The 12,649-nt window shown below is 63.2% G+C and carries 11 protein-coding genes; 9 read left to right on the top strand and 2 right to left on the bottom strand.

Annotated features, from left to right (window positions below; all coding sequences use genetic code 11):
- Position 1: 1 nt before the first annotated feature.
- Entirely contained in the window at positions 2 to 571 is a 570-nt protein-coding gene (locus ACFSQR_RS08470; RefSeq protein ID WP_377729267.1) for a hypothetical protein, read from the top strand.
- A gap of 66 nt (positions 572 to 637) precedes the next feature.
- A complete protein-coding gene (locus ACFSQR_RS08465; RefSeq protein ID WP_377729266.1) occupies positions 638 to 2,239 on the top strand; it encodes a hypothetical protein in 1,602 nt (533 codons plus the stop codon).
- A 79-nt stretch (positions 2,240 to 2,318) separates the two neighbouring features.
- Here ACFSQR_RS08465 and ACFSQR_RS08460 read toward each other — a convergent pair whose 3' ends face one another.
- Positions 2,319 to 2,504, bottom strand: coding sequence for a hypothetical protein (locus ACFSQR_RS08460; protein WP_377729265.1), 186 nt, complete (start codon positions 2,502 to 2,504; stop codon positions 2,319 to 2,321).
- 244 nt (positions 2,505 to 2,748) lie between these two features.
- Here ACFSQR_RS08460 and ACFSQR_RS08455 point away from each other — a divergent pair, with 244 nt between their 5' ends.
- The 4 genes from ACFSQR_RS08455 (at position 2,749) to ACFSQR_RS08440 (ending at position 7,603) form a co-directional block, all read left to right on the top strand.
- The gene (locus ACFSQR_RS08455; RefSeq protein ID WP_377729263.1) at positions 2,749 to 4,458 is read left to right on the top strand and encodes a hypothetical protein; all 1,710 of its coding nucleotides are present in this window, start codon (positions 2,749 to 2,751) and stop codon (positions 4,456 to 4,458) included.
- A gap of 214 nt (positions 4,459 to 4,672) precedes the next feature.
- A complete protein-coding gene (locus ACFSQR_RS08450; RefSeq protein WP_377729262.1) occupies positions 4,673 to 5,356 on the top strand; it encodes a hypothetical protein in 684 nt (227 codons plus the stop codon).
- Positions 5,357 to 5,513: 157 nt separating this feature from the next.
- Positions 5,514 to 6,560, top strand: a complete 1,047-nt coding sequence (locus ACFSQR_RS08445) for a BON domain-containing protein (protein WP_377729261.1) — start codon at positions 5,514 to 5,516, stop codon at positions 6,558 to 6,560.
- Positions 6,561 to 6,766: 206 nt separating this feature from the next.
- A complete protein-coding gene (locus tag ACFSQR_RS08440; RefSeq protein WP_377729260.1) occupies positions 6,767 to 7,603 on the top strand; it encodes an HDOD domain-containing protein in 837 nt (278 codons plus the stop codon).
- Positions 7,604 to 7,749: 146 nt separating this feature from the next.
- On the opposite strand, the gene ACFSQR_RS08435 is transcribed toward ACFSQR_RS08440, so the two are convergent.
- Positions 7,750 to 9,513 (bottom strand): FKBP-type peptidyl-prolyl cis-trans isomerase, encoded by a 1,764-nt coding sequence (locus tag ACFSQR_RS08435; RefSeq protein ID WP_377729259.1) that lies wholly within the window; start codon positions 9,511 to 9,513, stop codon positions 7,750 to 7,752.
- A gap of 471 nt (positions 9,514 to 9,984) precedes the next feature.
- Here ACFSQR_RS08435 and ACFSQR_RS08430 point away from each other — a divergent pair, with 471 nt between their 5' ends.
- From ACFSQR_RS08430 to ACFSQR_RS08420, 3 genes are all read left to right on the top strand, one after another.
- Positions 9,985 to 10,299 (top strand): ArsR/SmtB family transcription factor, encoded by a 315-nt coding sequence (locus ACFSQR_RS08430; RefSeq protein WP_377729258.1) that lies wholly within the window; start codon positions 9,985 to 9,987, stop codon positions 10,297 to 10,299.
- Between the two features lie 70 nt (positions 10,300 to 10,369).
- The gene (locus ACFSQR_RS08425; RefSeq protein ID WP_377729257.1) at positions 10,370 to 11,494 is read left to right on the top strand and encodes a permease; all 1,125 of its coding nucleotides are present in this window, start codon (positions 10,370 to 10,372) and stop codon (positions 11,492 to 11,494) included.
- 159 nt (positions 11,495 to 11,653) lie between these two features.
- Positions 11,654 to 12,517: a neutral zinc metallopeptidase gene (locus ACFSQR_RS08420; RefSeq protein ID WP_377729256.1), complete on the top strand. Its 864-nt coding sequence runs from the start codon at positions 11,654 to 11,656 to the stop codon at positions 12,515 to 12,517.
- Positions 12,518 to 12,649: the final 132 nt, after the last annotated feature.

Genomic DNA, 12,649 nt, shown 5'->3' with positions numbered 1-12,649 from the left:
CATGCGCGCAGTCGCGCTGATACTGGCTGCGCTGCTGGCCAGTTCCGCGCATGCGGATCCGATCTCCAGGATCGAAGGCGTGTACAAGGACCGCCATGACGTTGTCGCGTTCGGGGAGCCGAACGGCTACGTCAAGACCGAGGACATTATCGAGATCGTGCGGTATGACGACGCGCACGTGTACGTGCGGGCGCGTCTCTGGTTCTACAACGGGCACGTGTGCGGGATTTCCGGCATTGCCGCCAGGGAGGCGGACGGTTTCGTCTTTCGTGACCCCGAAGACTTGACGACCGGTGGCCAATGCACACTGCGGGTCGCCTCCGTCGGCGACCGGCTCACGCTGACCGACCGCGTCGGCGGCGAGTCGACCTGCAGCGCGTACTGCGGCGTCAATGGCAGCCTCGCCTCGTACACGATACCGATGTCCCGGCGCATGCCGATCCGCTACCTGGACCGGCTGAAATCGTCGCGCCAGTACCTGAAAGCGATCCAGGACCTGCAGAAGTCGAACCTGCAGCGCTCCGATCCCGGCACCACGCCGGAAGAAGTACAGCGCCGGCACCAGGAGTAGGAAGGGACCGGACCGCCTCGCGGGCGGATATACTTGGACGATATTAACTATAACGATGCATCGTCCATGAACAACCGGTTCTCCGTCGTCCCCATCATCGGCATCGCCTTCACCGCTCTCATCGCCTGGATCTGCATCTACTTCTGGATGCCCACGGTCGCCTATGACTTCTTCGCCGTCTACCTGATCGCCGCGCTGGCGCTGGTTCCGGCGCTGCTGTCGTTCCGGTTTCGCTGGACTGCGCTCGGCCTCCTTGGCCTTGCGCTGACCGTCCTCGGCCTGGTCGCTGCGTTCAGCACTGCGCCCATGTTCCGCGCCGACAGCTACTACGCGATGCTCGGCACGGAAAAGCAGGCCAGGTTCAACGACGCGCTGCCGCCGATCGATATCGAGCAGGCGCCGCTGGTGTCGCAGGACATGGCGCTGCAGGCGATGCAGAAGCGCCTCTCGGAGATTTCCTCGCTCGGCTCGCAAGTCAAGGTCGGCACGCCGGTCAAGCAGCTGGTGCGCGACAAGCTGGTGTGGGTGAGCTTCCTGGAGCACGGCAGCTTCTTCAAATGGTATGCGGACGCATCGACGCCGGGCTACCTGGTGGTCTCCGCGCACGATCCGGCGGACGTCAGCCTGGTCATGGAACTGAACGGCGCGCCGCTCAAGATGCGCTACCTGCTGTCGTCCTACTTTGGCGATCGCGTCGAACGCCGAGCCTACATGTCGGGCATGCACACGATGGGACTGACCGACTTCGAGCCCGAGATCGACGATAACGGCCACCCGTTCTACATCGGCACCACCTACGACCACCGGGTCGGCTTCTCGGGCGGCGAGGCGACCGGCATCGCGGTGGTGGACGCCATCTCCGGCGCCGCGAAGTTCTACAAGCTGGGCACGGAACCGGCATGGGTCGACCGCATCCAGCCGGAGGAATTCGTGCTCAAGCAGATGGCGCACCGCGGCAAGTACGTGCACGGTTTCATCAACCTGAACGACGAGGACCGCATGCGTGTCGATGGCACGCTGGACCTGGTGTACGGCTCCGACGGGCGTCCCTATTGGGTCGGCGGCATGACGTCGAAAGGCACCAACAACGGCGTCTCCGGCTTCTATTTCGTCGATTCGAAGACCAAGGCGGTGCGCTGGTTCAAGCTGCCGTCCGTGTCGCAGGAAACGGCCGCGCATGCGGTGGAAAACGTCAATCCGGAAAAGCGCTACCGCGCGACCAATCCGCTGCCCTTCCTCGTCAATGGCGCGCCGACCTACGTGATGGCGCTGCGCGATTCGCAGGGCGTGGCGCGCTCGTTCGGCATGGTCGACATGCGCAACAACCAGGTGATCGGCGTGGCCGACACGCTGGGTGCGACGCTACGCAGCTACCAGGCGCTGCGTTCGACCAACAAGGTGAGCGCGGAAGTGGGCACGGATGCGCTGATGCGCGCGCAGGAGGGGACCGTGGTGCGCATCGCTGCCGAGTTTCGCAACAACCAAACCATGTACTACGTGACGCTGCAGGCGGCGGACGGCGTGCTGGGCACGATCTTTACCGGCAGCTCGGACCTGTCCGTGGAACTGGTGCTCACGCGGCCGGGTGACAAGGTGGCGCTGTCGTATGCGGACAGCGGCACGCGCGTCGTAGCGATGAGCAAGTTCGACAACGCCGAGATCCGCTGAGCAAAACAGGGAGCCAAAGAAAAACCGGGCATATGCCCGGTTTGTTTTTGCGTCGTGCGCAAGGTGTGGATTTTGTTGTTTAGTTGTAAGTGGTGAACTGCTGCGGGATCTCGATCGCTCCCGACCTGGCTGCATCCGCATAGGCGCGCATTTCGGCAAGCACTGCTTCGAGCTGTTCGTTGCCAGGGTTCTGCAAAAAACCCTTCATGCGCTCGTTCAGGACCGCTTGTTGATCGCGCCACGCATAGCGAGATACTTTGCTCATATAACCTCCCCTAGAAAGATTACAGGATGCCAAACCGGTCCCGGCTGCTCCGTGCGATGACGCACATATGCGTTAAATTTTGGAAACAACTTAACCGTGCTTCCATTGTCAATTTTTTACTGACTGTACGGCCTGCGCGGGCGTAGGGTGTTGCGGCCCAGTGGTTGTTGTAGATGAATGGTGGGTACAATTGTTCGCCGCGCGCCACCTCCCGGCGCGTCCCAACATATGCATGTGGAGACGTATGAAAAACCTGCTCGTTCCATTCCTGCTCGCCGGCGCCATGGTGCCCGCACTCGCCGCCGCCCCGTCCACCCCGGACGCTGCGCAGCTCAAGAAGATGACCCAGCGCTACGCCCCGGTCCAGCTGAAGGCGGATGCCTCGAAACTCTCCGCGGGCGACCGCAAGGCCATCGCCAGGCTGATCGAAGCCGCCAAGATCGTCGACACCCTGCAATTGCGCCAGCGCTGGTCGCAGAACGAAGCGCTGTGGGCGGCGCTGAAGAAAGACAACTCGGCGCTCGGCAAGGCACGCCAGGAATACTTCTGGCTGAACAAGGGCCCGTGGTCCCACCTGGACGAAAACAAATCCTTCCTCCCCGCCGAAGTGGCGGGCATCCGTATCCCGGCACAGAAACCGGCCGGCGCCAACTTCTACCCTGAGTCGGCCAGCAAGGAGTCGCTGGAAGCGTGGATGAACAGCCTGCCTGCCGACCAGAAGCAGGAAGCGCAATGGTTCTTTACCACCATCCGCACCGGCCCCGACGGCAAGTTCAAGACCGTGAAGTACTCGGACGAGTACAAGCCGGAGTTGGAAAAGCTTGCCGCCCTGCTGCGCGAGGCGGCCGCCGCCACCGACAACGCCTCGCTCAAGAAATTCCTCACGCTGCGCGCCGACGCCTTCCTCAGCAACGACTACCTCGAGTCGGATTTCGCCTGGATGGACCTCGATTCGCCGGTGGACGTGACGATCGGGCCGTACGAGACCTATAACGATGAACTGTTCGGCTACAAGGCCGCGTTCGAGGCCTATGTCAGCATCCGCGACCAGAAGGAAACCGACAAGCTCAAGTTCTTCGCCAAGCACATGCAGGAGCTGGAAGACAACCTGCCGCTGGACGCGAAGTACCGCAACCCGAAGGTGGGCGCGGTGGCGCCGATGGTGGTGGTGAACGAAGTGTACGGCGCCGGCGACGGCAACATGGGCGTGCAGACGGCCGCGTACAACCTGCCGAACGACGAGCGCGTGATCAGCAAGCGCGGGTCCAAGCGCGTGATGCTGAAGAACATCCAGGAAGCCAAGTTCAAATCGACACTGACGCCGATCGCGAAGATCGTCCTGCGTCCGGCCGACCAGAAATACCTGGACTTCGACTCGTTCTTCACCCACATCCTCGCGCACGAGATCACGCACGGCCTCGGTCCGCACAAGACCCGGCAGGGCAATGCCGATTCGACCCCGCGCCAGGATCTCAAGGACACCTACTCGACCATCGAAGAAGCGAAAGCCGACGTGACGGGCCTGTGGGCGCTGATGTACATGATGGAGAAGGGCCAGCTGAAGGACACGCTGGGGCAGGGCACCGCGGCCGAACGCAAGCTGCACACCACTTTCCTCGCGTCCGCGTTCCGCACGCTGCACTTCGGGCTGACCGACTCGCACGCGCGCGGCATGGCGATCCAGGTGAACTACCTGCTGGACAAGGGCGCCTTCGTGGCCAACGCCGACGGCACCTTCTCGGTCGACTACGGCAAGATCCGCCAGGCCGTGCTCGACCTCGACCGCGAATTCCTCACCATCGAGGCGACCGGCGATTATGCGCGCGCCAAGGCGATGATGGACAAGTACGCGGTCATCCGCCCCGAGGTCAAGCGGGCGCTCGACAAGCTCACGCAATCGGTGCCGAACGACATCCGTCCTTCCTTCACCACCGCTGCAGCCCTGACCAAATAACGCCGCATGAAGAGGGGGACGGTCCCGGCAAGGGACCGTCCCTTTTTTGCGCGCCTCCGCGTTCCCGCATATCACCCTTGCAATACAAAATTTGCAAGTATGGACTGACTGGCATTGTTTGTTTGGCAGCATGCCAATATTCCAATCAAATATTTTGTAACAGCCATCCTATCGTTTCCAGCAGGCACTACAATCATTTGCAAGGAGTAGTGTCATGAAGAAGCTGATTTTGCTGTCGCTGTTACCGTTGTCGCTCGCTGCCCAGGCTTCCTCGCTCACCGAGCTGGAGATCAAATGGCTCAGTGCCGGCAAGCCGGTGCTGGAATACGCCCGCGCCATCAAGCTGCCGCTCGATATCATCGTCCAGCCGCAGCAGGCCCCCGGCCAGGTCCCGCTTGCCCTTGGGTTCGAGAACGGCCGCTGCAAGCTGGTGTTCTCGATGCGCGGCAACGACGATGCCGAAACCACCCTGAAGGACGTCCCGGAGGCCGACCACGCCCTGATGATCGAGGCGATGACGGCGCATGAGATCGGCCACTGCTGGCGCTATGCGAACGGCACCTGGCACTCGCTGCCGGCAGGCTTCGTCGAAAGCGGCGAGGAACGCGGCAGGGCCGAGCTGCTGGCAGCCTCGCGCGAGATGCGCGAGACCCGGCGGGAGGAAGGCTTCGCCGACCTGGTCGCACTGGCGTGGACGCGCCGCGCCCACCCCGAACACTACGGCCGTGTTTTTGCCTGGCTCGAGCGCATGCGTGCCGACCCGATGGTGCCGCGCAGCCACCACGATACCCGTGCCTGGGTGAAACTGGCCAAGGATGGCAACGTGTTCCGGCAGGCTGCGACGCCGTTCGACGCGGCGCGCGGACCGTGGAACGAGGGCCTCGTCAGCGAGGAGTGAGCGCAGGCGGACATGCCGTCCAGCACGCCGCAGCCTCGTCAGAGCGCATGTGGCTTTCTTCCCGCTGCATTGGGGCGCTCCGTTCGCTGACGCACAGATATCCCATCTCAACAGGTGTTTACTCTCGATACGTACAACGACACGCGAGGGACTCACCATGACCAAGAACATTATTGCGATGCTGCTCGCCGGAGCTGCAAGCGCAAGTTTTGCCGCCGGCGCAGGCATGAACGAACAGAGCTCTGCTGCGAGCGACTACAAGTCCGCCGTCGCGAAGTGCAACAGCATGAAGGGCAGTGCAAGGACGGTCTGTACCGAAGAGGCCCGCGCCGCGCGCGCGCACGCGGTGGCAACGGCCGCAGCCGAAGGAAACAAATCGAAGTCCGAAATCAACAAGGCGCGCATCTCGGCAGTGGAAGCCGACTACGGCGTGGCGCGTGCGCGCTGCGCGGAGAAGTCCGGCTCCGAGAAGGACAGCTGCCTGGATGCGGCACGCAAGGCGCACGCCAGCTCGATCGCTGACGTGCGTGCGGGCCGCGAATGGTCCTCGACCATGGGCCGTTCCGCCAGCGGCACCACCGCTACCGGCGCGGGCGAGGTACGCGACGCCAAGGCGATCAGCCAGTGCGAAAAAATGACGGGCGACTCCAAGGCAGCCTGCCTGATCGATCACAAGACCAGCCCGACCGCGACCGAAGCACGCGCCGACGCGGCACGTGCCATCGACCGCACCAAGGATGCTGTGGCAGGCGTGGCGCAGCGCACCGAAAATGCAGCCGAACGCACGGCGGACCGCGCAGGCGATGCCACCGAGCGTGCTGCCCGCCGCACCGACGACGTAGCCGAGAACGCAGCGCAGCGTACCGAGCACGCCACGGAGCGCGCAGCCGACAATACCCGCGCAGCCACCGCCAACGTGGCGCAGGAGACCCGCGAAGCCGCTGCCACCGCCGCCGAAAAGACCGAGCGCGCCGCGGAAAAGACCGGGCGTGTGATCGCCGATGCGACCGTCACCACCAAGGTCAAGGGCGTGCTGCTGAAGGAAGAAGCCCTCAAGTCGCTGGGCATCCACGTCGAGACCGAGCAGGGCGTGGTGATGCTGTCGGGCTTCGTCAACAGCAAGCAGGAAGCGGACCGCGCAGTGCAGGTGGCGAAGTCCGTGGAAGGCGTGAAGAGCGTGAAGAGCGCCATCAAAGTCAAGTAAGCGCAGTTCCCACATGGAGAACGGGGCCTTCGGGCCCCTTTTTTTTTGCAGTGGACGAATGCAACGCCCGGCCATGCCGGCAAAGGGCGCGTGTTGCAACCAATGATGTTCCCGGCAGGCGTTTTCCGTATCTTTGCGCCACACTCGCTGCGCCGCAATCGCGGCCATTCAAGCGATCTCTGTTCGGTCAGCGTATAATTTTTGAAATGGACAAAGTAGAAGCTTTTGGTTACATCGCTGCACAGGCCGCCCGGGGTGAAATTTCCTTCCCTACCAGCGTGAATGCGGCCCTCCGCCTGCAACTCGCGCTGGACGACCCTGACTGCCACATCGAAGACGCGATCAAGCTGGTCCTCTCCGAACCGCAACTGGCCGCGCGTACCGTCGCGCTGGCAAATTCCGCCGCCTTCAACCGCGGCGGCGAGCCTGTCACCAATGCGCGCGCAGCCGTGATGCGCATCGGGTACGCAAGCCTGCAAACGCTGGTCGCCAGCCTGGTGGTGCGCCAGTTCGGCTCGCGCATCGAAGACCCGGTGCTGCGCGCAAAGGCCGAACAGCTGTGGGAACACACCGCCAACGTCGCGGCCCTGTCGCAGGTGCTGGCGCGCCGCGTCACCTTCGTCAATCCCGATACCGCCATGTTCGCCGCCATCGTGCACGAAGTCGGCGCCTTCTACCTGCTGTCGCGCGCCGACGAATTCCCCGGCCTGCTCGAGGACGATCCCGAGAAGTGGGCGGAGCTGTGCGAAGAAGTCGTCAGCCGCGAAGTGATGAAGAAGCTGAAGATTCCGGAAGTGGTGCGCACCGCGATCGAAGGCCTGCGCGATGGATGGGTGAACATCCCGCCCAGCACCTTGCTCGATACGCTGCTGCTGGCGAACCAGTTCTCGCCGGTGCCATCGCCGCTCGCGCGGCCGGAACAACCGATGCCCGATCATAGCGACTCGGTACTGGACTTCGCCATCGACAAGGAGACGCTGTGCCGGATCCTCGACGAATCGGCGGCCGAAGTGCGCTCGATGAGCGCGGCACTGCTGGTGTAGACGTCCAGCGCCTCCTATCCCCATTAAGTCCAGGCGACGGTACTCACACCCCTGCGGCCTGCGCAGATCGCCCTCCAGAATAAAAAAACGGGACCCGAGGGTCCCGTTCTTCGTTGGGGTGGCGCCTTAGCGCCACGACCGCCATCTTACGGCTTGGTGACCGACACCATCTCCACATCGAACACCAGCGAGGCGTTGCCAGGGATCTTGGTGCCCGAACCGTTGACGCCGTACGCCATGCTTGCCGGGATGACCAGGCGACGCTTGCCGCCTGCCTGCATGCCGACCAGGCCCTGGTCCCAGCCCGCGATCACGACGCCAGTGCCCAGCTTGAAGTTGAGCGGCTGGTTGGTGGTGCGGGACGTGTCGAACTGGGCGCCTTTGCCTTCCGGCGCGTTGGCGCTGTAGATCCAGCCGGTGTAGTGCACGACCACCTGGTCGTTGGCTGCTGCGGTCGCGCCGGTGCCAGCCTGCAGGTCGGTGGTTTGCAGCGAAGCGACCATGCCCAGCGGCGTTGCGGCCGAACCGGACAGGTATTCCGCGCCGGTGCGCGCTGCGTTCTTGCCCAGCACGATCAGCTGGCGGGTTGCGCCGGTGTTGAACAGGTAGGACAGCGCAATACCGTTCACGGTCTGGCCAGCCAGTGCGCAAGGCGCGGCGCCGTAGGTGATGGTTGCGTTGAACACGTTCTTGTTGCTTGCGCGTGGCGCCAGCGTGCCGGTGAACGAGCAGCCCAGGGTGTTGGTACCGGTGAAGCTACCGTTGTTGACCACCACGGTCGACAGGTTGCCGGTGCGCTCATTCATGCGCCAGGTGCCGTCCAGGTCGGACAGGTTGGCCGGTGCGGCGTAGCTATAGAACGGCGCCAGCGCGGACTTGGTGCTGGTCAGCGGGATGGTGCCGGCCGGGATCGTGATCGAACCAGTCATGCTCACGCCCGGAACGTAGGCTGCGCTGAGCGTACCTGCGGTCGGCACGGCTGGCGGCTTCGGTCCGAAGTCCAGCATGTTGGTCGAGGTGAACGCGGTCGCGCCCGAGATGCCGGTGCCGTGGATGAAGTTCGACACGATGAACTGGCTTGGCGAGGTACGGCCGTAGACGGCGAAGTACTCGTCGTTTTCCAGCACGACGGTGTCGATGTCGGTGTTGCCGCTGCCTGGCAGAGGCGAGCGGTACGCGCCTTCCGCACCCGGAGGCGCGTCTTCGGCCAGTGCCGCCACGGTGCTGTTGATGTTCGGCTGGAAGGCCGCGACATCGGTGCCCAGGTTCACTTGGGACAGCAGGTTACGCACCACCACGTTCGCATCCAGGCCGGAGTAGCCACGCTGCTCCACGCCCAGGTCCAGGGCCGCGGTGAAGTTGGCGGCAACCTGGGCCTTCTTGGCGATGATGTCGATGTCGGTGCCTTGCGCGGACACCATGATGTTCAGCGCGGCGGCCGCACGGGTCATCGCGCCGTTGTTCAGCGCTGCAACCCAGTAGTCCTTGCCGGCGCTGTCCGGCGCGCGGCTGAACAGACTCTGATAGACAGCGTCGATGAAGGCGCTGTTGTCGCCACCGTACAGGTCTTGCGATTCCTGGCTGGTGCTGAACACATCGACGATCGCCTTGATGCTGGCGTTCGACGACAGTGCGGAGTTCAGTTCAATGATATTGGTCGGCGCACCGAAAGCCGCGAAGCGGCCTGCGAAGAATTCCAGGCCAGCAGGGTCTGCTGGACGGCCAAAGTACGCCAGGTAGATGTGTTGGACAGCTTGCTTATAGTCGGCTGCAACTGCCGCGGCAGTCTGCGTGCCCGTGACGCCCGCGAATGCAGGCGAGCGTGCTTGTTGGTTGCTCGTGCCCTCGCCGCAAGCAGCGAGCAGTACGGTAATAGCGCAAGCGAGCGCGGTTTTTGAAAATTTGTTCATGTCGGCCCTCAAGTAAAGTTCCAGTGATCAGTTTGCCGAGCGAGTGTAGATCAGCTAAAGCAAAGATGCTTTTTTGCTACTTTCTACTGTGCGCGCGTGCACGATTGCACATTTCTTTAAAAAAATGTGCTATGCGTCAGTAACCTTTGCCGTCGTAGAAGGTTTCCTGTAGGACACGTCCCACGCCCGCGTCGGAGCGCGCCTCGAAATTCTCCTATGATAAAAAATAGTTAGCTCGGGAATAACGGTATCGGCAGCTCATCAGTATCATTCAGATAACATGGCAATCCGGCCTGGAGCCGCTTTTTTTTGATTAGTCAGCCAGCACCGCAAGATGGTTCCGCACGCGACCGGCAAACCTGCGAAAGCGTGTTGTTTTCCTGTTTTTTGTTGCGAACGTGCGACAGGACAAAATCGCTTACAAAAAATATCTCTTTACAAAACTATATTCGTAGTTTTATAGTTTCGATCATGGACAAACTGATTAGCACCGCGCAGCGTTTCGCCGCGCTAGGACATGAACACCGCCTCGAACTGTTCCGCGCGCTCGTCAAGGCCGGCGACCAGGGCATGACGGTGGGCGAATTGCAGTCGGTGCTTGGGCGGCCCGCATCCACGCTCGCGTTCCACCTGCGTGAGCTGGTAAATGCCGGCCTGGTGACGCAAGAGAAGGAAGGCCGCAGCGTGCATTGCCGCGTCAACTTCAAGGCGCTCGACGACATGCTCCAGTTCGTCAAACAGGATTGCTGCAAAGGTATCGCGCTGCCAGTATTCGGCGCCAAGTAGGGCGGACCCGGCATGGACCGGCTCCGCCATTTCTTTAGTCTGATATAACCATATCTTTAGGGATATAAAAATGAATACGATGACTCAAACTGCCGCTGGATGCTGCCCGTCTCCCGTTACCGCCGCTGCCGCGGCAGCCGCCTCGTGCTGCGCCCGGCCGGCGCCATCGTTTGCAGGGCGTTTTGCCACGCGCCTGTCCGAACTGGCGGACGGCATCGACAAGCCTGCCGTCGCCGCGGCGTTGATCGCGCTGGGCATTGCGCTGTTCGCCCCGCAGCAGCTCGGCACGTCGATGGCGTTCACGGTCGAATCCGTGGTCAGCATCCTGCCGTGGCTGGCGCTGTCGGTCGCGCTGGCCGCGTATGCCAAAGCGAGCCGCGCCGACACGCTCATCGCCAACGCGTTCACCGGCAGCCCGGTGCGCATGATCGCGCTCGGCGCGCTGTTCGGCGCCTTTTCTCCATTCTGTTCGTGCGGCGTGGTGCCGGTGATCGCCGGCCTGCTGGGCGCAGGCGTACCGCTTGCGCCGGTCATGGCGTTCTGGATGAGTTCACCGCTGGTCGATCCGGAGATGTTTGTTCTCATCGCGGCCAGCCTCGGGTTCGAGTTCGCCGTCGTGAAAACGATTGCCGCGGTCGTGATCGGCGTGTCCGGCGGCGTGGTCACGCACCTGCTGGTATCGCGCGGCTACCTGCTGGCAGCGCTGCGCAACATCCCGACCGGCTGCGGCGCCAAGCGCCGCACCGCGCAGCCGATCCGCTGGAACGTGTTCGGCGACAGCGAAGCGCGCAGCGCGTTCGCCGCCGGCGCCATCTCGAACGGCGCTTTCCTGCTGCGCTGGATGGTCATCGCCTTCATGCTCGAGAGCCTGATGATCGCCTACCTCCCGGCGGCGAAGGTGGCTGCCCTGCTGGGTGACGGCGCCGGGGCGATCCCGCTGGCAGTCCTGATCGGCGTGCCAGCCTATATCAATGGTTATGCGGCGCTGCCGCTGATGCGCGGCCTGATGGACCTGGGCATGGACCCGGCGGTGGCGTTGTCCTTCCTGATCAGCGGCGGCGTCAGCAGCATCCCGGCCGCGACCGCCGTGTGGGCGCTCGTCAAGCCGCGCGTGTTCGCGCTGTACATCGGCCTGGCGATTACCGGCAGCCTGCTGGCCGGCTACGCGTACAGCCTGTACCGCCACCTGGCCTGATCAACGGCGCGGGAACGCACAGCGCCTGGTGCAGAGTCCCGCCAGGCATGCGTTTCCCGCGGCGCTGGCGCAACGATTGTTACGCCGCAGCTACCTCGCGCCAATATTTCCTGCTTATGCCTACAGTTGTGCCATGTTCAACACACACAAGCACACACTATGAAATGGGAAGGCAACCGGCAGAGCGATAACGTCGAGGACCGCCGCGGCGCAGGCGGCGGAGGCTTCCGCATCGGCGGCAAGGGACTGAGCTTCGGCACGATCATCATCGCGCTGATCGGCTCGATGATCTTCGGCGTCAATCCGCTCACGCTGCTCGGCATGATGGATGGGGGCACCGCGTCCACGCAGCAGGGCCCGGCGCCGGCGCCCCCTGCCAGCGATCGCGAAGCCGCCTTCGTTTCCACCGTCCTGGCCGACACCGAAGACACGTGGACGCCGATCTTCGCCGAAAAGGGCGGCAACTACGTACCACCCAAGCTGGTGCTGTTCTCATCGCGTACGCCGACCGCCTGCGGTACCGGACAGAGTGCCAGCGGCCCGTTCTACTGCCCGGCGGACCAGAAGGTCTACATCGACCTCGACTTCTACAAGGTCATGCAGCAGCGTTTCAACATCAATGGCGACTTCGCGCAGGCGTATGTGATCGCGCACGAAGTCGGCCACCACGTCCAGCACCTGACCGGCATCGCCGGCAAATTCGAGGAGGCGCGCCGCTCCATGACCGAAGCGCAGGCCAATGCAGTCTCGGTGCGCATGGAGCTGCAGGCCGACTGCTTTGCCGGCATCTGGGCCAATCACGCCGACCGCGCGCGCAGCATCCTGGAGCAGGGCGACGTCGACGAAGCGCTGGCCGCAGCGACCGCCATCGGCGACGACGCGCTGCAGCGCCGCCAGCAGGGCCACGTAGTCCCGGACTCGTTCACCCACGGCACCTCCGAGCAGCGCGCGCGCTGGTTCAAGCGTGGCATCGAATCGGGCACGGTCGAAGCCTGCGACACCTTCAACGCCCGCCAGCTCTGAAGGCAGCCTGTTTTCGCGCTACAGCAGATTGGCCTGTTTGAGATATTTGTCGACGTCGCGGTAGCTCGTATCGCTTAATGCTCGGGCGCGTCCTCGTCCACGTCGTCGGTCGCTAAATCCCTCAACTTGAGA

Origin of the sequence: Pseudoduganella sp. GCM10020061 (assembly GCF_042683405.1) — a bacterium.
Lineage (GTDB): Bacteria > Pseudomonadota > Gammaproteobacteria > Burkholderiales > Burkholderiaceae_D > Telluria.
The sequence above is the reverse complement of the archived record's forward strand: the minus strand, read 5'-3'. Positions and strand labels throughout refer to the sequence as shown.